Below are 19,714 nucleotides of genomic sequence, written 5' to 3' on the forward strand. Positions count from 1 at the left end.
TTATCCTGCTTTTCACCCCTAATTATAGATCTTAGCCCGGCTTTTATAAAGAAAGTTCCGTTTTCCCCGGTTAAAAATTGTTTATTCCTCGTAAATTGTCTGAGAAAACTTGCAAAATAATCTTTTATGGAGTAAAGTTTACGTCAAGCGAGTAAAAGTTTATTTTACTTTTTATTTTTATCCTATTTTAGGTAAGTTATACTTTTAACAAAAAGGAAGAAAAAGATGGAAAATGAAGCACTCTTGATCATTGACTATACCAATGACTTTGTAGATGACAAAGGCGCCTTGACCTGCGGGGCACCTGCTCAAGCCCTGGCTGACCAGATCGTCAGCTTGGCCGACCAGTTTTTGTCCGCCGGCAAGTGGGTCATCCTGCCAACCGACAAGCACTTTAAGGGCAACCCCTACCACCCGGAAACCAAGCTCTTCCCGCCGCACAACCTGCCAAATACTTGGGGCCGGGAGTTCTACGGTCCCCTGCAAACTTGGTATAATAAACATCAAGACGACGAGCACGTCCTTGTCTTGGACAAGTCACGCTACTCTGCCTTCTGCGCTACCGGCCTGGACCTGTTCCTCCGTGAGCGCCAGGTTCGCCGGGTTCACCTGGCCGGGGTCTGCACGGACATCTGCGTCCTGCACACCGCCATGGACGCCTACAACCATGGCTACGACATCACGGTGCACGAAAAGGCAGTTGCCGCTTTAAACGACGCGGGACAGGAATGGGCACTGAACCACTTCAAGTCCTGCCTGGGCGCTGAAGTCGTCGACTAACCTTTACCGTTTAAGTTTTTATTTTTACTTTTAACAGTTATATTTTTGAGAAAGCAGATTTTTACACTATGTCTTTATCACACGCGTTAATTACCGACCTGTACGAATTCTCAATGGCAAACGGCTACTTTGAAACCCTGCCTAGAGATACCGAAGCCGTCTTCGACGTCTTTTACCGGACTGTTCCGGACAACGGCAGCTTCGTCGTCTCCGCCGGCCTGGAACAAGTCGTTGAACAGCTGCGGGGCTTCCACTACACCAAGGAAGACATCGACTACTTGAAGTCCCTCAAGCTCTTCAGCGATGAATTCATTTCCTACCTGGAAACCATGACCTTCGACTGCGTCGTTTACGCGATTCCAGAAGGCACCCCGGTCTTCCCGCGGGTGCCAATCCTGACGGTCAAGGGGCCGCTGATTCAATGCCAATTGCTGGAAACCTTCGTTTTGAACCTGATCAACCACCAGTCCCTGATCGCCACCAAGTCCCGCCGGATCAACCTGGCCGCCGCTGGCCGGCCAGTCATGGAATTTGGTGCCCGCCGGGCCCAAGGGCCAGACGCTTCCGTTCTTGGCGCCAGAGCTGCCGTTATCGGCGGCTGCGGGTCAACCAGCAACGTCTTGTCAGCAGCCAAGTACAACATTCCAGTTGCCGGCACCATGGCCCACGCCTGGGTTCAAAGCTACCCAACTGAACTTGAAGCCTTCGAAAAGTGGGCTGAAGTCTACCCGGACAACGCCCTGCTTTTGGTCGACACTTACGACGTCTTAACCAGCGGCGTACCTAACGCCATCAAGGTCTTCAAGCAGCTCCGCGCCAAGGGTCACAAGAAGTTCGGTATCCGGATCGACTCCGGCGACATCGCCAAGTTGTCCCGCAAGGCCCGCAAGATGATGGACGACGCCGGTTTCCCGGAAGCAACCATCACTGCTTCCAACGCCTTGAACGAAAACGTCATCCACTCCCTTCTCCAAGAAGGCGCGCCGCTTGACAGCTTCGGCGTTGGTGAACAACTGATCACCAGCTCTAGCTCACCAGTTCTGAGCGGGGTCTTCAAGCTGGCCGCTTTGAAGATTGGCGACGGGGAATGGCAGCCAAAGATCAAGCTGTCCAACTCCAAGGAAAAGGTTACCCTGCCTGGTGAAAAGAAGGCCTACCGCCTCTACCACAAGGGGACCAAGAACGCCTTCGCGGACGTCATCGCCCTGGCTGATGAAGAATTGCCAGAAGAATTCACTGGCATTAACATGGACCCAATGATGACTGAAACTGAAGCTGACTTGAAGGACTTCGACGCCGTTCTCTTAACCCAGGTCGTTGTCGGCCCAAAGGCCAAGTCAATCGAAACTGACACCTTCAAGATCCAAAAGCACATGTACGAAAAGCTGGCTGAACTGCCAGAAGAAACTCAAAGACTGCTTAACCCGGACCGCTACCCGGTCTACCTGACTCCTGCCCTGGCTGACCTACAGGCCAAGATGATCAAGGACCACAAGCTTAAGTAAGTCACCAGTTCAATTGAATAAGCAAAAAACGAAGTTGCTCGAGCAGCTTCGTTTTCTTTTGCCTTTTATTTTATTGTTCAGCCAGTTTTTCTTCCAATTGTGACGTACACATCGGGCAACGGCTGGCTTCGATATCGATCTCGCTCTTGCAGTAAGGGCAGACCTTGGTCGTTGCTTCTTCTTCAGCTTCCTCTTCCTTCTTGATCAAGGACCCGGCCCGGTTGAAGGCCTTGACGATCAAGAACAGGACGAAGGCCATCATCAAGAAGTTGATGACCGCGGTCAAGAACTTCCCGTAAGCCAGGGTCACCCCGGCAAATTTCAGTGAGAACTGGTCAAAATTCATCCCGCCGACCAAACCTAAAAGAGGACTGATGATGTCACTTACCAGGGACTTGACGATGGTGGTGAAAGCACCGCCGATGATGATACCGACGGCCATATCCATCACGTTGCCCTTAGAGATAAAGGCCTTGAACTCCCCGAAGAAGCCCTTGGTAGATTCGACAGCCTGCTGGCCGTCTGGCAAATTAATTCGCTTTGGCATTTTTTACTCCCAAATATAATTTAGCACTTATATTAATTAGCGAACCAATTATAGCATTCTTAGGGAACAATTAACAGTTATTTTCTTACTCATAATCCGGCAAAACCCAACGGTCAATTGCTTCGGCTACTGCCCCCTGGTCGAACGTCTTCTCTGTTATTTTGTCGCAGTCTGCCCGCATTTCCGGGCTGACATTGGCCACCCCAACGCCGGTGCCGGCTGCCTTGATCATGGCCAGGTCGTTGAAGCTGTCCCCGATCGCCATGGTCTCATCCAGTGAATAGCCCAGCTCCTGGCACAAGGTCTTGAGGCCCAGTCCCTTGTTCACTTTCGGCGGGTTGAATTCCAGATAGCGGTTGGAGGAAAAACTCATCTCACTGACCTTTTCAAAATCCGCCAGGTCTCCCCGCAATTTTTTCAAGCGGGGAAAATCAGTGTCGACGTAGAGGATCTTGGCGAAACGAGCCCCGCTTGCCCGCAAGGCCGTCAAGTCCCCGCCCGGCAAAGAAGCGAAGTCTGCCCGGCCCTGGCAAAAATCGATCTCTTCTTGCGTAAGCCGGTAGCCGTAAACCTGGTCCTCAGTGTAGATATGCATCCCCAGGCCTAATTCCTGCCCCTGCTTGAAGATTTCCTCGACCAGATCCCCGTCCATCCCGGTAAAAGAGATCAGGCGCGGCCCCTTGTTTTCAAAAACCGCCCCGCCGTTGTAACAAATCGTGTACTGGCCGGCCTGGTCCGTCTGGCCCAGTTCTGCCAAGGTCTGCTTTAATGAGTAAAAGCCCCGGCCTGTAGCGGGCACGAACTTGATGCCCAGTTCCTGGCACTTTTTAATAGCCCGCAGGTTTTCCTCCACTACCCGGTTGCCCGGCCCAAGCAAGGTCTCATCTAAGTCGCTGGCAATCAATTTGATCATCATTTTTTCCTCCTGACTCATCTTTTCTCTACCACTATGATAGCGTTTTTAGGAGCAAAATAAAAAGAAAAATGAAAAAGAAAATGGAAAGAGAAAATAAAAAGCTGCTTTACAGCAGCTTAATCGGTGATGGTTACCTCACCGGCAATATCCTTGTTGAAAAATGCCCGGACGTCGTCTAAGTCCATCCCCTGGCCCAGGGCCCACATCAGCTTTGTCACGGCACTTTCACTGGTCATGTCCCGGCCGCTGATCGCCCCTTCTAGCATGGCTGCCCGGCCAACCTCGTACTTGGTCAGGTCAGTCCGTTCGTACAGGCACTGGCTGCAGGCCACCACGGGCACTCCCCGCTTGATGATCTCGCCAATCGCCTTAACCATGTTCCGCCGCATGTAGTTCATGCCGCCGAGGCCATAGGCTTCGATGACGATCCCCTTGACCCCGCTGTCAACCATGGCGGACAAAACGGCCGGGTCAAAGCCTGGGAAAAGCTTGATCATGGCCACCTGGGTCTCCACCTTGGTGTTCAAAGTGCAGATGGCGTGCTCACTTGGCACGTATTCAAAGTCTTTGTGCTTGATGTCGATGCCGTCTGAGGTCACCATGGCTACCGGGTCGACATTGATGCTCTTGAAAGCGTCAAAACCGGTCGTCCGGATCTTAACGCAGCGGCAGCCCCGCATGATCTGCCGGTTAAAGGCAATATAGATCCCCGGCTTGCAGGTTGCCGCCGCGGCAAAAGCAACCCGGAGGTTGTCTGGCGCGTCGCTTAAGATGGCCTGCATGGGCACCTGGCTCCCGGTCAAAACAACCGGCAGGTCGATCCCTTGCAGCATAAAGGTGAGCATAGACGCCGTGTAAGCCATGGTGTCAGTCCCGTGGGAGACGACAATGCCATCAAAGCCCCGGCGCAATTTGTAAATCTGTTCGGCGATAAAAGCCCACTCTTCCGGCTGGATATTGGAAGAGTCCAAAGACAAAATGTCCTTGACCTCGACTTCATAAGGCAGACCGCCCAGGGTATGGAGCAGCTCCGCCCCTGACTGGCCTGGAATCAGCCCCTCTTCTGACGCTACGGACGCGATTGTCCCCCCAGTCGACAGCAGCAAAATTTTCTTATTGGTCATCTTTTTCCTCACTTGCTTCGCGGTCTTCCTCAGCCAAAAGCTCATACAAACGGTCCAGGTACTTTTCCAGCTGGCTTAATTCCTGCCGGCTGTAGAGCCGCTCCACCTTTTCCTGCAGCTTGTGCATCCCTTTTTTAGCGCTCATGCAGATCTGCCGGCCTTCCTCGGTCAAGCAGACGATCTTCACCCGCTTGTCGCATTCAGCCAGATGGCTTCTGACATAGCCCTTGCCTTCCAGGCGGCCGACAATCCCGGCCATGGTGGCCTGGGCCACTTCAAAGTGGTTTTCCAGCTGCTTTAAAGGCGCCTGGCGGCCTTCACATTTGTCCAGATAAACCAGGCAGTGAAACTGTGAGAAGGTCAAGCCCAGCTTCTTGAGCTCGCAGTTGCCCCTTTTGGCCATCAAATCATTGATCTTCTTGACTCTTAACCCTAAATCCATCGTTTACTCGGCTCCTAATCTACCAACGATACCTAAGAGCCTATTTTACCATTTTTGCCGGTTAAAAATCCTCTTCCAGCCGCTTGGCCTGGTCCATAATCTCCTGGTAGACCGCCCTTAAGGCTGCTTCATATTCCGGCCGCTGGGCCAGGCCCATCACCTTGTCTAAAACCTGTGCTTCTCTTTTCGGGTCAAAAACCGCCTGCCCCTTTTCCCGCTTGAGCCGGCCAACTTCCATGACCAGGTCGTATCTTTTGACCAGAGCCTTGACCAGGTCTTGATCCGCCTGGTCGATTTGCTCTCGCAGCTTGCTTAAATCTACCATCGTTTTTCCTCAAAAGTCCCCTATTTTCCAAGTATTTTTAAAAAAAGCACCCTTAGTACTTTACGAGATAAAATGAAAGTATTATCATAAAGATGAAAAAATTACGATTAGGTTGAGCGTCACACCAAACGCTGAACTTTATCTGTGGTAAATTGTTATTGTTATCAGTGTAATTTTTCACATCACAGAGAACGCGAACCAGCCGGTTCGCGTTTTTTGTTTCTCTGTTTCTTTGTCTTTTAAGCTGTCTTGGTCACGTCCACCCAGGCCGTGTAGTCGGAGTATTTTTCCAGAGCCGGGATAGTCAAGCGGACAGCGCTGTTGCTTGAGCCAGCTGCCGGGTAGACCTCGGCGTGGCGCTTGAGGGACTCGTCCAAGTAGACCTTGACGCCTGGCTTAACGGCAAAGGGGCAAACCCCGCCTGGAGCGTGGCCGATATAGTCTTCCACCTGGTCAAAAGGAATCATCTTGGCCTTCTTGTGGAAGGTGGCCTTGTACTTGTGGTTGTCAGTCCTGGCTTCCCCCGCCATAACGACTAAGATCGGGGCATCGTCGACCAAAAAGGACAGGGTCTTGGCGATCTGGTCCGGTTCGGTATCCAGAGCCTGGGCGGCCAAAGCCACGGTGGCTGAAGACTCGGGAAGTTCAATTACCTTAACGTCAGTATCTTTGAAAAAATCTTTTACTCTTTCAACTGCCATTGTTTAACCTGCTTTCTCTGCTCAAAAAGCTGATGAATCTAAGATTAGAAATATTTTAAAAAGCAGTATAAACCTTTTTGACCGCGGCGGCAAGCCCGGCGATATCTTCCGGCATCGTCGTGCAGCATCCCCCGACCAGTTTCGCCCCGGCAGCCAGCCAGTCACTCCCTGCCTGGCCAAAGTCCGCGGCTTCTGGCGGGTAGACCCACTTTTTAACAGAAGGATCGTATTCCGCCCCGGAATTAGGGTAAACGACGATTGGCAATTTGGAAGCGCGGAGATTTTTCACCACATCGACAGTCCAGGCCAGCTTGAAGCAGTTGGCTCCGGCCGCGAAGACTTGAGGATAGCTGCCAACTTCCTGGACCGCTTCAGCTAAAGGCAGGCCCTCGCTGATAGTGGCCGGGTCTTTTAAGGAAAAGCTGACGTAGACCGGCAGGTCCGGGTACTTAGCCGCCAGATAGTCCAGAATGGCTCTGACTTCGCTCAGCTTGGGCTGGGTCTCAATGGCCAGGCAGTCCACCCCGCCGGCAACCAGTTCTTCAATTCGCGGGGCATGGAAGTCCACGTATTCCTCATGGCTTAAGTCGTAGTCCCCCCGGTATTCACTGCCGTCAGCCAGGTAGGCTCCGTAAGGGCCGACTGAACCGGCCACGTAGTTATGGATGCCGGTCTCTTTCTCAAAGTCGTCTCTGGCTTTAATGGCTATGGCAGCTGACTTCCTGATTAGGGCGCGAGCCGCGTCCTCACTTAATCCGTGCTTCATGAAGGCCGGCAGGCTGGCCTGGTAGCTGTCGGTAATCGTGACCCGGGCACCGGCCTTGAAGTACTCCTGGTGGACCCGGTAGACCAGGTCGGGATTGTCCTGTAGAGCCCGGGCGGTCCAGAGATCAGAATTGGTGTCTTCGCCCCAGGCTTCTAAGGGCGTGGACATGGACCCGTCCAAAGTCACCGGGCCTTGGGCCAGAAGAGTTGGTAAATCTGCCATCGTTTTTTCCTCCATCATGTGCTATCATGTTACTGTTTATTTTAATAAAAAACTAATCTGTTTTGAAGAGGTATTTTTATGGCTCAACAAGAAAAAGTCGACCACCTCGAGCGGAAGATGGAGGCCCGGCACATTCAGATGATCTCCCTAGGCGGGGTCATCGGAACCGGTCTCTTCTTAAGCTCGGGCTATACCATCAGCCAGGCTGGCCCCATCGGCACGATTATTGCCTATTTCTTCGGAGCGATCCTGGTTTACGCCGTCATGCTCTGCTTAGGTGAATTGTCAGTGGCCATGCCCTACACGGGTTCCTTCCACGTCTACGCTAAAAATCTGCTTAACCCGGCCACCGGCTTCACGGTCGCCATTCTCTACTGGCTGACCTGGACCATTGCCCTGGGCAGCGAGTTCACCGCGGCGGGGATCATCATGCGGCACTGGTTTCCAAGCGTCCCCGTCTGGATCTGGAGCTTAGTCTTCATGATTTTGATTTTCTTCTCCAACTTCTTCTCGGTCAAGATTTTCGCTGAGAGCGAGTTTTGGTTCGCGGCCGTCAAGGTAACCGCCATCGTCGCTTTTATCATTTTAGGGGGACTGGCAGTCGTTGGGGTTATTCCTTTAAAAGGCAGCCAGGGGGCGCCAGGCTTGACCAACCTGACTAAAGATGGCTGGTTTCCGACTGGTTTTGGTGGAGTTTTTACCACCATGCTCACGGTCAACTTCGCCTTCTCAGGGACAGAACTGATCGGGATCACGGCCGGGGAAGCCAAGGAGCCGGAAAAGACTCTGCCTAAGGCCATCCACACCACCTTGTGGCGGCTGATCATCTTCTTTATCGGTTCCATCTTCATCATGGCCTGTCTTATCCCCTACAAGCAGGCCGGCGTTACCGAAAGTCCCTTCGTCCACGTCTTTAACATGATGGGAATTCCTTTTGCCAGCGATTTGATGAACTTCGTCGTTTTGACGGCCATCATCTCCGCCGGCAATTCCGGCCTCTACGCCTCAACCAGAATGCTCTGGTCCTTGGGCAATGAGGGGACTATCCCAGTTGTTTTCGCCAAGACCAACAAAAGAGGGATCCCGGCTATCGCCTTGCTGGTAAGCATGCTGGGCGGGGTCTTCTCCCTTTTGACCAGCGTCTACGCGGCTGACACGATCTACCTGGTCCTGGTTTCCATCTCCGGCTTGGCGGTGGTCTTCGTCTGGATGGCGATCGCCCTGTGCCAGCTCAAGTTCCGGCAGAAGTGGCTGAAAGAAGGGCATACGGAGAACGAGCTCAAGTTCAAGACTCCTCTCTATCCCTTCACGCCCTGGTTTGCCTTTATCGCCAGCCTGGCCCCCTGCCTTTTGATCTGGTTTGACCCTTCCCAGAGGGTAGCCTTGTACGCGACGATTCCTTTCGTCATCTTCTGCTATGTCGCCCACCATTTCTATGCCAAGTATCAGGAGAAAAAGCAGACCAGCCTTTAACAGAGCGCCTTCGGGCGCTTTTCTTTTTGCCCGGGGAATCGAATCAAATCAAATCAATCGAATCAAATCTAATCAAATCACATCATTGACGAGATTGACGAGATTCGCTAAAATATGATTAGATTCAAACTAGCAAGAAGGAGGACCGCCATGCTTACACCAAACGATTCCAGCAGCTTTGAAAACCAGCTTTCTCCCCGGCAGGACTTGACCTTTAACTCCCTGCAGGCCCTTTTTGACCAGCAGGGTCTGCCCTTTACCCCGCCGTCCAGCCAGTTTGGCATCCTCCAGTTCAGTAATTTCGACCTCCTGGTCTCTGACCAGTGCCCTTATACGATCAAGTGCGCTGTTTTTAAGGGAACGGACCAGGACGAATTCCTGGACCGGCAGGAGTTTACCGGGTCCCTGGCGGCCCAATTCCAGCAGGTCTACGCTTTTTTGGAAAAGCACAACCCCGTAGAGAGCCAGATCAAGGGCCTTTACCGGGAAGACCGGCCAGCCTACCCCAAGCAAGCCTTAAGAGAAGCCTTGATGAACGCAATTATCCACAGGGACTACAGCAATCCGGCCAGCAGTCTGATCAACTTATACACAGACCGGGTGGAATTCATTTCTTTTGGTGGCCTCATGCCCGGGATTACCCTGGAAGACATCCAGCTGGGCCTGTCAGTTTGCCGGAACAAGCGCCTGGCTGACCTCTTTTACCAGCTGAAGCTGGTGGAATCTTACGGAACAGGGTTAGCCAGAATCAAGAGTGCCTATAAGGGCAGCCACCTTGCGCCCCAGATTTTGGCCGCTCCCAGCTCTTTTAAGGTAGTCCTGCCCCATTACGAGGCGGCTGTTAAAGCAGCCCCTAAGCCGGTTAAAAAGGCGGCTGGGCCTGCCCCCTCCCCTAGCCCAGCTCCCAAGCCAAAGGCCCGGGCAACCGGCAATGAAGAAGCCGTTTTGGCTTTTGGCAAAGAGCATGGAGAATTTATCAGAAGCGACATTGAGGAGCTCTTAGGGGTCAGCCCGGCTACGGCGACCCGGCTCTTGCGGCAGATGGAAAACAGCGGCTTGGTCCTCAAGCGGGGCAAGGCCAAGGCCATCCGCTACCGAATCAGCGAAAATTCCTAAGCAAACAGTTCAGTTCCTGCCTAAACGTGCTAACATAGGTAGGGACTTTTTTCATCCAAAAAATTACAATCCATATAGAAATCTGGCAATAATCATGCAACAATTTACTCCGATTCTTTTAGGCAGCGACATCAACGTTTACGGGATGGCCCGGTCCTTCCATGAGGCTTACGGGATCAAGGTCCAGGCCTGGGGCGCGTCCACTTTGGCCCCGACCCGGTATTCAAAGATCGTTGACATCGAGGTTCACCCCGGCTTTACTGAAGACCCGGAATTCATCAAGGTCATGCGCGAGAAGATCAAGGAATACAAGAATCACCCCGAACCGGTGATCTTGATCTCTTGCGGGGACGGCTACTCAGAGCTTTTAGCCAAGCACAAGCAGGAGCTGGAAGAGGCCTTCATCGTTCCTTATATCGACTACCCCCTCTTAGAGAAGCTGATCTCTAAGGAGGGCTTCTACGAGGTCTGTGAAGAATACAGCCTGCCTTACCCGAAGACCAAGATCATCACTATGGCCGCTTACAAGGACGGTTCTTACGCCGACGTGCCTTTCCCCTTCCCGGTCGCTTTAAAGCCGGAGGACCCGGTTTCCTGGCTGGACGTCCAGTTTGAAGGGCGGAAGAAGGCTTTTGTCATCAAGGACATGGCGGAATTCAAGGATATTGTGGGCAAGATCTACAAGAATGGCTATAAAGCAGACTTGATCCTGCAGGACTTTATCCCAGGCGACGACTCCAACATGCGGGTCTTGAATGCTTATGTGGATAAAAACCACAAGGTCAAGATGATGTGCTTGGGCCACCCGCTCTTGGAAGACCCGGACCCGATCGCTATCGGCAACTACATGGTGATCGCGCCGGACTATGACGAGAAGCTCTACCAGACTGTCCAGGCCTTTTTGGAAAAGATCAACTACACGGGCATGGCCAACTTCGACATCAAGTACGACGTCCGCGACGGCCAGTACAAGTTCTTTGAGATCAACCTCCGCCAGGGCCGGTCCAGCTTCTACGTCACTTTGAACGGCTACAACCTGGCCAAGTGGTACGTGGATGACTATGTGGAAGACTCACTTAAAGACCAGCCAGTTGTTTACGGCAACCAGGATCCGGCCAAGCACAAGCTCTGGTTAGGCGTGCCAGCTAAGATTTTTGAACAATACGCGGTCGACTCCCTGGCCAAAAAGGAAGCCTTGGCGCTTCTCCGGGCCGGCAGAGTGGGCACCACGGTCTTCTATAAACCGGACATGAACGTCAAGCGCTGGCTCTTGATGAAGCACATGTACCACAACTACTACAAGGATTACCAGAAGTACTTCAAGGTCAATAAAGAGCAGTACTTCGAGAAAAAGAAGTAAGAAGCATAAACTTATGCACAAGAAAAAGAGGAAGCTCACTTGAGTTTCCTCTTTTTTGCATGATATTTTTCTGTCCTGTTTAAAAGTTGTGGATAATCCGTAGGCAGATGTGCAGGGCTTTCGCTTGGGAATCTTGGCCCCAATCGCGGTCATCATAGGCCTCTACGTTAGCCAGGGAATCAGCCGTGTAAAGCAGCTGGCCGAATTCAACGCCGCGTTTGGCGCTAACAGCGGCCATTGAGGCACACTCCATCTCTACCACCTGGCAGCCTTCCCCGCGACGGTACTCGACCATGTCCTTGGTTTCCCGGAAAAAGCCGTCAGTCGTCCAGGTCGTGCAGTGCTCAAAGGGCAGTCCCTGCTCTTTTAAGCCTTGGCCTATTTTTTCAACAGCTGCTGGATCAAGGTCCACATAGCGGCTGGCTGGAAGGTACTTGTAGGAAGTGCCTTCATCTCTTAAAGCCCGGGTCGGGATCAAAAAGTCGTTTTCCTTGATGTCCACCAAGGTCCCACAGGAGCCAACAGCCAGAAACTTCCGGCAGCCAAGGGCGATCAAGGCATCCATGAACTGAGCGGCCGCGGGACCGCCTAATGGCGCCCGGCATAAGCACAGCTGCTCGCCTTGGTTCTCAATGACATAGATCGGCCGCAGGCGGTCAATCGTAATAAAGTGGTCAGCTACAGTTGCGTTGACCTGCTCGGCATACTTATCGACTTCGTCTCCTAAGAAGGCAAAGAGGCATTTTTCCGGCAGCCTTACGCCTTCATTATCATGGCCCGGCTTCAGAACCTCCTGGGAAACTGGGTCGTATTCCAAAATCGGCAATTCATTTTTCTCGATCATAATCTAGTCCTTTCCAGTCTAAGCAAGTTAAAGTATAGCAAATTTTTGCCAAAAGAAAGGAGTCAGTTCCGGTTTGGAACTGGCTCCTTTTTGGATGCAGAGATTAAGTTGAGATGATGACTAAGCGTGGAATTCGATTACGATGCAAACCATAGCGTTGCTGCCAGTGCCGTAGTGGCCTACGCCGATGTAGGCAGTGTGGTTGCCGGAGTCGACCATCATCGTGTAGTGTTCGTAAGTACCGCTGATGTTGGTGATGTTCTTTCTAGTCTTCTTAACGACGATGGCTTGGTAGTCATCCTTTTCTGCCTGCATGTTTTCAGTGAAAGTGCTGGTCAGGCTGGACTTCATTTCAGCCGTAGCGTCGCCGCTTTGCGCGTTGTAGTAGCAAGCGTGCAGGGTTTCGCCGCCGTGGTAGATGATCTTGCCGTTAACGATCGGGTAAGTGTTGAGGTAGCTTGGCAGGGAGTTGTAGCCGGAGTGGTCGTAAGTCCCGGTAGTAACGTACTGCTTTGCCTTTTCGGTAGCCCGCTTGTCAAGAACGGCGTTGTACTTGGAGCTCATCTTGACTGCCTTGACGCCTGCCTTAGCCCGGAAGCTGTTGACAACGTTCAAAGCTGCCTGACGGAGTTGGCTTTGGCTGCTCAGACTGCTGTCGGTGCTGGCCTTAACGGCTGCCTTCTTGGTGTTGTTAGCCTTGTAGGTGATGTTAACAGTCTGGCTCTTAGTCTTTGAAGTTACCTTGACTGCCTTGACAGTCTTGGTGCTGGCCTTGTAGCCAGCAGCCTTAGGTGCCTTGTAAGACTTCCAGCTGGAAGTGGTCCACTTGCGGCCCTTCTTCTTTAAAGTAGCAGTTTGCTTAACCTGGCTGTACTTGCCTGGCTTGTAAACCTTGATGGTCCGGGTAACCTTCTTGGTAGTGGTCTTAGCGTAAACCGGATTCGTGGTCGTGGTTGCCAGCCCGAGGAGGGCTGCCAGAGCTGCTAAAACTGTGATTTGCTTTCTCATAATAGATCACCTATTTCCACTTAATTTCTGCTATTAGTTATCTCTTATCTTTCAACTAGAATTATAGCAGGGTTTTAAGGAAAAAGTTATAGTTTCTTGGTAATTTTTATAAGCTTTTACTTATCAGTGTAAAAATAAAGCTTCTTTCTCAGTATTCAAGAATCTATAACCGTTGATTTATCAAACTTTAAGCCCACTAACTTATCCAGCTGCTCTAAAGCACTGATTTAAAGCCAATGTAAAGGGATGCAAGATTTATTTTTGAATATTTCTAATTAGTTTAAACTTATCAAAAATATAATGATTAACCTAACACATTTTCTAACCAGCAAAACCGTCAAGTTATCACTATAACCATAATCTTAAAAGTTGCATTTACAGGCCCACTATAACTATTAGCTGAAAATTATTATTTAAAACTAATGAGATAAACCGGATACAACAGCGGTTTGATTATCTAAAAGTTATTATCATAATCTGCCGACGCTTTTTAAGGCAAAAAAACAGGCCGCTGCTTATCTTTTTTAAGCAACAGCCTGTGGCACATTATTTTTGCAATTAAAACTCAATGTCAATATGAATCTTGATTCTGCCTTGAATACTCATAAAACTCACCTCCTAAGCTATTTATCTGCTTGTTAATGCCGCCAAACTTCATCTCCAAATACAATTCTATTCATTCAAGAACCACCTCTTCTTTATCAACTTTTGTATTTTAGTATAGCCAGCTAGAAAAGACATATAAGCAAAAAGTCAGATCTGCAAGTGAAATTGCAAATCTGACTTTCTCACATATGTTCCTGTAAAAACTTCTCAACTTCCTGCCCGTACTCCGGCATCCCCAGCAAGTAGCAGTTTTTAACAGCCAGCCGGCAATTTTCCAGCCTTTCTTCCTTAGGCTCCGCTTGGTAAGCCAGCAGATTTTCAAAAAATAGCAGGGAGTTCTTATAGAAAAACAGCTCCGGCCTGGTCGGAATCTGCTTGCCGGCCTCGATAAAGTACTCCGCCCCACTGGACTGCCGCAGGTCCGCGAAATCAGACAAGAGATTGTCGATGATCGCCAATAGCGCTACCTGGATATCCACATCCCTGGTCTGCCGGTACTTTTCCACAATTTGCCGGCTGAGATAACGATTGCTGTCCAAGTCATAGAAATCCATGAAATTGCAGTAGAGCATCAGCTTCTTTTTATCAAAGCTGGCGATGTTAAAAATCTTCTCCTTAATTCTTTGCCGCAGGGCTTCATCACCATCTTTATCGTCTTTCACCGTTTCCATCCAGCCCGCGACGATCAAAAGCTGCTCTTCCTTGTCCGGGAAATTGCTGGCTTGCACCTCTTGAAACAGTTCCTGAAAATCGGCCTGGCTGCCGTGGTAGTAAGCCTGCATCAGCCTGGCCCGGAGGTCCTTCTCCCACTTCTTCTGCCGGCCGGCTTCTACCTCCAGGTGACTAAAGAACTCCCACAAGGGAATCTGGTTCGCCTCCAGCAATTTCAACAGGTCTTCCGCGCTAATCCGGTTCAAGCCCTTCTCAACTTTTGAATAAAAAGAAGGACTGATCACCTCTCCCGCCCATGCCTTCTGCGTTTTCCCCTGCTCCAGCCGGTATTTTTGCAATAATTCCCCGATTTTCATCTTTTTCCTCCAAAGTCAAATATGCCATTTTCCGTTGCCCAGCCGCCAGTCCCCTATCATTGGTAAAAAACTATTTACGAAAGCTGGTTCAACGATGAATTCTTTTCTCAAAAATAAAAATTTCCGCCGCTTCGCTACAGGTGGTCTTCTGTCTGCCGCTGGCGATGTCTTCTTCTACCTTGCCTTCATGACTTACGCCAGTCAGCTGCGCAATTACTCCCTGGCCATCTCACTGATTGCCATTTCTGAAGCCGTGCCAAAATTTCTGGAAATCTTTGCCGGATACCTGGCAGACAAGACCCGGCACAAGTTCCGCAATATCGTGCTGACCGCGCTTTTCCGCTGCCTCTTTTACGCCCTGGCTGCCCTCTTGCTGGCTTCCAGGGCTGACCAATGGAAGCTCCTGCTGGCCATCATCACCATCAACTTTTTGTCTGACCTTTGCGGCTCCTACTCTTCAGGGCTCATAGTTCCGCTTGTGGTCGACCTGGTCGGAGAAGATGACTTTGGTGAAGCTGAAGGCTTTGTCAGTGGCTGCAAGCAGATCATCGACATTCTGGCCCAGTTTGCCGGCGCGGGCCTCATTTTGGTCCTTTCCTACGCTGCTTTAGCCTGGATCAACTCGCTGACCTTTTTGCTGGCCGCCATCCTTTTTGCCTTAGTTGGCCGGCAAGCCGCCCCGGTTCAAACCGAAACAGCTGAAACTCCAGCTTTTTGGCCAGCCATGCGGCAGGCCTACCAGCAAGCCAAAAAGCAGACAGGACTCTTAACCGTAGTCCTTGTATTAGCAGTAATCAATGCTTCTTTAACCGCGATTGAGCCCCTGTTTTCAATCACTCTGGCTGCTCATAAAAGCAGCATGGTCATCTCCAGCTACAGCTTTACCCTGGCCTTGACCAATGTGGCCGCGGCAATTGGAGCGGCCAGCGGGAGCCTTTTTGGCCAAAAAGTATTCCACTCTATCAGCATTTTCCCTTTAGCCAGCTGGACTGCCTTGTGCAGCCTACTGACAACGCTGAGTTTGTTTTGCCAAAACGGCTGGTTGACCGCTCTTCTTTTCGGACTCTTGGCCGCTTTAGCCAGTGCTGTTTCCATTAAAATGACCCAATGGCTGGTGACCAGCGTCGACCGGCAGATTTTGGCTTCAACCGTTGGCCTATTGAACACTATTTTAATGGCCGCCAGTCCCTTGATCACCACTCTGATCACAAGCATTTCCAGCATCAACCTGGCCTGGGCAATTATCAGCCTGCTGGCCTTGGAAGTCGCCGCCTTAGCGGTACTGCTCATTCTCAACCAGCGGCAATTATTTAAAATCTCTGCTTAACAGGTGTCCATTAACTTGGACGCCTGTTTATTTTTTGCCTCTTTAGTCATCAATTATATCTTAAAAACAAAAGTGTAATCTGCAAAATAAAAAATTTGGCACTTTTTCTTGTATTAGTAAGTGGAGGGAAAAACTGACCTCCTAGTTAAGGAGAAACCATGGCAAAAAGAAAATCACAGCAGACTCATGGCACCAATGACCTGGTTGAAAAAATTCTGCTGGACAAGAATGAAGTGTTCGCTGACGTATTAAATGGCTTCATTTTTAATGGTAAGCAGGTCATCAAGCCAGGGATGCTGGCAAACACCAACACGCTTAGCTACTACAAAGCTAGCGGGAAGATTCACAGCCAAGACCGAGATGTGGCCAAGCTGCTGACGATCGGTAAGAAGAAGTTTGTTATTTCGCTAATTGGCATTGAGAACCAGACCCGGCCGGACAAGAACATGCCGGCGCGGGTGATGAATTATGATGCCGCGGCCTACCGCTACCAGCTCACCAAAAGCAAAAGGCTCTACCCCGTGCTCACACTGGTGGTATACTACGGGAAAGAAGCTTGGAACTACAGCCGAAATTTGCTGGGGAACATCAATATGAAGAAGCTGCCCGAAGAGATTCGGCCACTGATCAGCGATTACGAGATCAAAGCTTTTTACCGGATCAGTGATTTGTCTGCGCAAGAGCTGGACAAGCGCTTCAAGAGTGCCTTCTTCTGCCTGGCAGAATACTTCATCCAGACCAATGCTGGTGAAGAATACCACCCAAGCGCCAAAAAGCTGTCAGTAGAAGATATCATGCTTCTTTTGGACATGATGAATGCCCTGTCGGGCACGCATGCTTTTGATGATTTAATCAAGGAACTGGAAAAAAGAGATAAGAACGAGGTGACTACCATGACTGAAGTAATGCCACAATTTATCCAGGTCAAGCTTGACCAGGCCAAGAAGGAAACGACTGAAGAAGTGACTAAGGAAACGACCGAGAAGGTAACGCAAGACTACTTGCGCAACATTTTGAACACCACCAACTTAACTCCAGACGGAGCCATGGACCTCCTGGGCATCCCCGAGGCAGACCGGCCGATGTACAAGAAGCTGCTCAAGAAGAAGTAAGCAAAAAAGCGGACAAGTTTGCCTTGTCCGCTTTTCTTACGCATTTATTTTATAATTCATCGCCGTTTGAAGCGATAACCTTTTGGTACCAGTAGTATGAATCCTTAGGAAGACGCTTAAGCGTACCTTCGCCCTTGTCATCACGGTCAACATAGATGAAGCCATACCGCTTGGACATTTGACCAGTCCCGGCAGAAACGCAGTCAATGCAGCCCCAGGTCGTGTAGGCACGCAGGTCAACCCCATGTTCAACCGCCTTGTCCATCGCCTTGATGTGCTTTCTCAAGTAGTCAATCCGGTAATCGTCATGAACAGTACCATCTTCCAGCTTGTCAACGGCACCAAGACCATTTTCAACAACCATCATCGGGATGCCATAACGGTCATACATCTTTTCCAAGTACAGTTGCAGGCCGTCTGGGTCAGTTGACCAGCCCCATTCAGAGTATTCAAGATATGGGTTCTTAGCGCCAGCAGCGAAGTTACCCTTAGCCTTTTCGCCAACATCATGGGTGGTAACCATGTTTGACATGTAGTATGAGAAGGTGTACATGTCAACTTTACCTTCCTTCATGATTTCAAGGTCGCCATCTTCAATCTTCAAGTGAACATTGTGTTCATCCCATAAGCGCTTGGCAAAACTTGGGTATTCACCCTTAGCTTGCGCGTCAGCACAGTAAAGCTGGGCCAATTCTTCTTCGTAGCGGGCAGCTATAGCATCCTTTGGGTCAGGCGTGCCTGGGTAGTAGACAGAACCGGCGATCATGTTCCCGATCATGAAGTCTGGGTTGATCTTGTGGCCTGCAACAACTGCCTTGGCAGAAGCAACGAATTGGTGGTGCAGCTTTTGGTAAGCCTTTTGGTAATCTTCATCAGATGCGTTGCCATCGCCCACCATCTTCAAGAACATCAAGGATGAGTTGATTTCGTTGAAGGTCAGCCAGTACTTAACCAGGTCCTTGTATTCCTTGAACAAGGTCGTTGCGTACTTGACATAGAGGTCAATCATCTTGCGGTCTTGCCAGTCGTTGTACTTTTCACCTAAAGCCAATGGGTCTTCATAGTGGGAAATAGTAACTAATGGTTCAATCCCGTTCTTCTTCAGTTCTTCAAAGACTCTGCGGTAGAAGTCAAGGCCTTCCTGGTTTGGCTTGTCTTCTTCGCCAGTTGGGAAAATCCGCGTCCAGGCAATGGAGGTTCTGAATACCTTAAAGCCCATGTCGGCAAACATCTTGATGTCTTCCTTGTAGTGGTGGTAAAAATCAATCGCTACATGGTTCGGGTAGTATTCATTGTCAAAAATCTTACCCTTGGCGCCCTTTGGCAAGGAGCTGGCAAACATCCCGGCTACCTTGCCGTCCTTGCCATCCAGGGTATAAGTCAAGTAGCGCGGGCTTTCCAGAGAGCCGGCCGTGGTGATGTCAGTCACTGACAAGCCCTTGCCGCCTTCGTTGTATCCACCTTCAACCTGGTTGGCCGCTACCGCGCCGCCCCACAAAAAGTCTTTTCTGAAATGAGCCATTATTTTTTCCTCCTAAATTGTAAGTTCAGGTTTATTGCCGTCTAAATATTTTTCCTACAAGCAGTATGGTATCATAGGAGAAAGCGATTACGCCCCATTTCTTAAAGCACTTAGGGACGATTTATAAAGGAGAAAAACATGCCCATTGCTTACGAAGAAGTCGACAACCTCACCCGCCTCCCCTTCAAATTTTTTAAAAAATCAAGTTATGCGCCTAAATCACCCACCCACTGGCATACCGGGATCGAAATTGATTATCTGGTATCTGGGGAAGACTTCAAAGTTGTCATTGCCGGCCAGACCCACCATTACAATTCCGGTGATATCTGGGCTATTGACCGCTCACAGATTCATGCCGCGACGGGGCACAAAGACCGGTCTTATTATGTTATGGGGATGATTATTGACAATAACTTTTTAGAAAAAGAATATCCTTCCAGTAAGAATTGGCGGATCAAAATGGGCCATATCAGCCGCGATACTGCCAGCTACCGGCAATTGAGAAAAAATCTGATTGCCATCGCTGAACTCGTCGACCAACCGATCAGTGACAGCATCCGTTTTTTAATTTTGAGCGAATTTTTTCAAATGATAGCCCTGATCGACAGCGAATATACTGAAAAAACGGACATCACCACCCCGCCCAACCAATCATTGGCTGACACGGTGATCGCCTACATCGCCAACAACTCTTCCACCAATATCACGGCCCAAAGCATCGCTGAACATTTTAGGGTTTCGCAAGTGACTTTAAATAAAGAATTGAGCCAAGTGACAAAACTTCCTTTAGGCAAATACTTAAAGCAAGTCCGGCTCATGCATGCCAGATACCTCTTGCTGAGCACGAACTATTCCGTCGCCTACATTGCCAATTACTGCGGCTTTTCTTCGGCCAAAGTTTTGGAACGCAATTTTAAAGCCTGGAAAGAAATGACCCCCAGCCAATATCGCAAGGCCTTCAGCAAATATTTCAATGAATGAAAAAACGGG

At 50.2% G+C, this 19,714-nt stretch carries 19 protein-coding genes; 8 read left to right on the top strand and 11 right to left on the bottom strand.

Going from position 1 to position 19,714, the window contains the following annotated elements; genetic code table 11:
* Window positions 1-225: 225 nt before the first annotated feature.
* Window positions 226-780: a cysteine hydrolase family protein gene (locus tag ACYVUV_RS09250; protein WP_439776019.1), complete on the top strand. Its 555-nt coding sequence runs from the start codon at window positions 226-228 to the stop codon at window positions 778-780.
* Window positions 781-848: 68 nt separating this feature from the next.
* Window positions 849-2,285 carry a nicotinate phosphoribosyltransferase gene (locus ACYVUV_RS09255; RefSeq protein WP_439776018.1) on the top strand — a complete coding sequence of 479 codons (1,437 nt, stop codon included), beginning with the start codon at window positions 849-851 and terminating at the stop codon, window positions 2,283-2,285.
* Window positions 2,286-2,355: 70 nt separating this feature from the next.
* On the opposite strand, the gene mscL is transcribed toward ACYVUV_RS09255, so the two are convergent.
* The 7 genes from mscL to mmuM all read right to left on the bottom strand — a co-directional run bounded on the left by mscL (window position 2,356) and on the right by mmuM (window position 7,328).
* Complete coding sequence (mscL, locus tag ACYVUV_RS09260) at window positions 2,356-2,832, bottom strand: large conductance mechanosensitive channel protein MscL (RefSeq protein WP_439776017.1); 477 nt, start codon at window positions 2,830-2,832, stop codon at window positions 2,356-2,358.
* An 85-nt stretch (window positions 2,833-2,917) separates the two neighbouring features.
* Window positions 2,918-3,748 (bottom strand): Cof-type HAD-IIB family hydrolase, encoded by an 831-nt coding sequence (locus ACYVUV_RS09265; RefSeq protein WP_439776016.1) that lies wholly within the window; start codon window positions 3,746-3,748, stop codon window positions 2,918-2,920.
* A gap of 116 nt (window positions 3,749-3,864) precedes the next feature.
* Window positions 3,865-4,872 carry an asparaginase gene (locus ACYVUV_RS09270; RefSeq protein WP_439776015.1) on the bottom strand — a complete coding sequence of 336 codons (1,008 nt, stop codon included), beginning with the start codon at window positions 4,870-4,872 and terminating at the stop codon, window positions 3,865-3,867.
* Entirely contained in the window at window positions 4,862-5,314 is a 453-nt protein-coding gene (locus ACYVUV_RS09275; RefSeq protein WP_439776014.1) for a MarR family winged helix-turn-helix transcriptional regulator, read from the bottom strand. The genes ACYVUV_RS09270 and ACYVUV_RS09275 overlap by 11 nt, the downstream gene beginning before the upstream one ends.
* Before the next feature lie 61 nt (window positions 5,315-5,375).
* Entirely contained in the window at window positions 5,376-5,639 is a 264-nt protein-coding gene (locus tag ACYVUV_RS09280; protein WP_439776013.1) for a chorismate mutase, read from the bottom strand.
* Window positions 5,640-5,878: 239 nt separating this feature from the next.
* Window positions 5,879-6,340: a YbaK/EbsC family protein gene (locus tag ACYVUV_RS09285; protein ID WP_439776012.1), complete on the bottom strand. Its 462-nt coding sequence runs from the start codon at window positions 6,338-6,340 to the stop codon at window positions 5,879-5,881.
* A 55-nt stretch (window positions 6,341-6,395) separates the two neighbouring features.
* The gene (mmuM, locus tag ACYVUV_RS09290; protein ID WP_439776011.1) at window positions 6,396-7,328 is read right to left on the bottom strand and encodes a homocysteine S-methyltransferase; all 933 of its coding nucleotides are present in this window, start codon (window positions 7,326-7,328) and stop codon (window positions 6,396-6,398) included.
* Between the two features lie 78 nt (window positions 7,329-7,406).
* On the opposite strand from mmuM, the gene ACYVUV_RS09295 reads away from it, so the two are divergent.
* From ACYVUV_RS09295 to ACYVUV_RS09305, 3 genes are all read left to right on the top strand, one after another.
* Window positions 7,407-8,801: an amino acid permease gene (locus ACYVUV_RS09295; RefSeq protein ID WP_439776010.1), complete on the top strand. Its 1,395-nt coding sequence runs from the start codon at window positions 7,407-7,409 to the stop codon at window positions 8,799-8,801.
* Between the two features lie 150 nt (window positions 8,802-8,951).
* On the top strand, window positions 8,952-9,917 hold the full coding sequence (locus ACYVUV_RS09300) for an ATP-binding protein (protein ID WP_439776009.1): 966 nt from the start codon (window positions 8,952-8,954) through the stop codon (window positions 9,915-9,917).
* Window positions 9,918-10,011: 94 nt separating this feature from the next.
* Window positions 10,012-11,277 carry a carboxylate--amine ligase gene (locus ACYVUV_RS09305; RefSeq protein WP_484499274.1) on the top strand — a complete coding sequence of 422 codons (1,266 nt, stop codon included), beginning with the start codon at window positions 10,012-10,014 and terminating at the stop codon, window positions 11,275-11,277.
* A 79-nt stretch (window positions 11,278-11,356) separates the two neighbouring features.
* Here the strand turns inward: ACYVUV_RS09305 and ACYVUV_RS09310 are convergent, their stop codons facing one another.
* The 3 genes from ACYVUV_RS09310 to ACYVUV_RS09320 form a co-directional block, all read right to left on the bottom strand.
* On the bottom strand, window positions 11,357-12,121 hold the full coding sequence (locus ACYVUV_RS09310; protein ID WP_439776007.1) for a nucleoside phosphorylase: 765 nt from the start codon (window positions 12,119-12,121) through the stop codon (window positions 11,357-11,359).
* A gap of 120 nt (window positions 12,122-12,241) precedes the next feature.
* Window positions 12,242-13,129, bottom strand: coding sequence for a mucin-binding protein (locus ACYVUV_RS09315; RefSeq protein ID WP_439776006.1), 888 nt, complete (start codon window positions 13,127-13,129; stop codon window positions 12,242-12,244).
* Window positions 13,130-13,917: 788 nt separating this feature from the next.
* Complete coding sequence (locus tag ACYVUV_RS09320; protein WP_439776005.1) at window positions 13,918-14,763, bottom strand: helix-turn-helix domain-containing protein; 846 nt, start codon at window positions 14,761-14,763, stop codon at window positions 13,918-13,920.
* Between the two features lie 94 nt (window positions 14,764-14,857).
* Here ACYVUV_RS09320 and ACYVUV_RS09325 point away from each other — a divergent pair, with 94 nt between their 5' ends.
* Together ACYVUV_RS09325 and ACYVUV_RS09330 are read left to right on the top strand one after the other, a co-directional pair.
* Entirely contained in the window at window positions 14,858-16,090 is a 1,233-nt protein-coding gene (locus ACYVUV_RS09325) for an MFS transporter (protein WP_439776004.1), read from the top strand.
* A gap of 158 nt (window positions 16,091-16,248) precedes the next feature.
* Window positions 16,249-17,202, top strand: a complete 954-nt coding sequence (locus ACYVUV_RS09330; protein WP_484499275.1) for an Rpn family recombination-promoting nuclease/putative transposase — start codon at window positions 16,249-16,251, stop codon at window positions 17,200-17,202.
* Window positions 17,203-17,251: 49 nt separating this feature from the next.
* Here the strand turns inward: ACYVUV_RS09330 and ACYVUV_RS09335 are convergent, their stop codons facing one another.
* Window positions 17,252-18,724, bottom strand: a complete 1,473-nt coding sequence (locus tag ACYVUV_RS09335; protein ID WP_484499276.1) for a glycoside hydrolase family 1 protein — start codon at window positions 18,722-18,724, stop codon at window positions 17,252-17,254.
* Window positions 18,725-18,862: 138 nt separating this feature from the next.
* Here ACYVUV_RS09335 and ACYVUV_RS09340 point away from each other — a divergent pair, with 138 nt between their 5' ends.
* Window positions 18,863-19,705, top strand: a complete 843-nt coding sequence (locus ACYVUV_RS09340; protein ID WP_439775287.1) for a helix-turn-helix domain-containing protein — start codon at window positions 18,863-18,865, stop codon at window positions 19,703-19,705.
* Window positions 19,706-19,714 lie beyond the last annotated feature (9 nt).

The organism is Lactobacillus sp. WILCCON 0149, from assembly GCF_057197965.1.

What these genes read in the sequence shown, in the direction of transcription:
- ACYVUV_RS09250 (WP_439776019.1), top strand. Translation starts at nt 226, where the DNA reads ATGGAAAATGAAGCACTCTTGATCATTGACTATACCAATGACTTTGTA.
- ACYVUV_RS09255 (WP_439776018.1), top strand. Translation starts at nt 849, where the DNA reads ATGTCTTTATCACACGCGTTAATTACCGACCTGTACGAATTCTCAATG.
- mscL (WP_439776017.1), bottom strand. Translation starts at nt 2,832, where the DNA reads ATGCCAAAGCGAATTAATTTGCCAGACGGCCAGCAGGCTGTCGAATCT.
- ACYVUV_RS09265 (WP_439776016.1), bottom strand. Translation starts at nt 3,748, where the DNA reads ATGATGATCAAATTGATTGCCAGCGACTTAGATGAGACCTTGCTTGGG.
- ACYVUV_RS09270 (WP_439776015.1), bottom strand. Translation starts at nt 4,872, where the DNA reads ATGACCAATAAGAAAATTTTGCTGCTGTCGACTGGGGGGACAATCGCG.
- ACYVUV_RS09275 (WP_439776014.1), bottom strand. Translation starts at nt 5,314, where the DNA reads ATGGATTTAGGGTTAAGAGTCAAGAAGATCAATGATTTGATGGCCAAA.
- ACYVUV_RS09280 (WP_439776013.1), bottom strand. Translation starts at nt 5,639, where the DNA reads ATGGTAGATTTAAGCAAGCTGCGAGAGCAAATCGACCAGGCGGATCAA.
- ACYVUV_RS09285 (WP_439776012.1), bottom strand. Translation starts at nt 6,340, where the DNA reads ATGGCAGTTGAAAGAGTAAAAGATTTTTTCAAAGATACTGACGTTAAG.
- mmuM (WP_439776011.1), bottom strand. Translation starts at nt 7,328, where the DNA reads ATGGCAGATTTACCAACTCTTCTGGCCCAAGGCCCGGTGACTTTGGAC.
- ACYVUV_RS09295 (WP_439776010.1), top strand. Translation starts at nt 7,407, where the DNA reads ATGGCTCAACAAGAAAAAGTCGACCACCTCGAGCGGAAGATGGAGGCC.
- ACYVUV_RS09300 (WP_439776009.1), top strand. Translation starts at nt 8,952, where the DNA reads ATGCTTACACCAAACGATTCCAGCAGCTTTGAAAACCAGCTTTCTCCC.
- ACYVUV_RS09305 (WP_484499274.1), top strand. Translation starts at nt 10,012, where the DNA reads ATGCAACAATTTACTCCGATTCTTTTAGGCAGCGACATCAACGTTTAC.
- ACYVUV_RS09310 (WP_439776007.1), bottom strand. Translation starts at nt 12,121, where the DNA reads ATGATCGAGAAAAATGAATTGCCGATTTTGGAATACGACCCAGTTTCC.
- ACYVUV_RS09315 (WP_439776006.1), bottom strand. Translation starts at nt 13,129, where the DNA reads ATGAGAAAGCAAATCACAGTTTTAGCAGCTCTGGCAGCCCTCCTCGGG.
- ACYVUV_RS09320 (WP_439776005.1), bottom strand. Translation starts at nt 14,763, where the DNA reads ATGAAAATCGGGGAATTATTGCAAAAATACCGGCTGGAGCAGGGGAAA.
- ACYVUV_RS09325 (WP_439776004.1), top strand. Translation starts at nt 14,858, where the DNA reads ATGAATTCTTTTCTCAAAAATAAAAATTTCCGCCGCTTCGCTACAGGT.
- ACYVUV_RS09330 (WP_484499275.1), top strand. Translation starts at nt 16,249, where the DNA reads ATGGCAAAAAGAAAATCACAGCAGACTCATGGCACCAATGACCTGGTT.
- ACYVUV_RS09335 (WP_484499276.1), bottom strand. Translation starts at nt 18,724, where the DNA reads ATGGCTCATTTCAGAAAAGACTTTTTGTGGGGCGGCGCGGTAGCGGCC.
- ACYVUV_RS09340 (WP_439775287.1), top strand. Translation starts at nt 18,863, where the DNA reads ATGCCCATTGCTTACGAAGAAGTCGACAACCTCACCCGCCTCCCCTTC.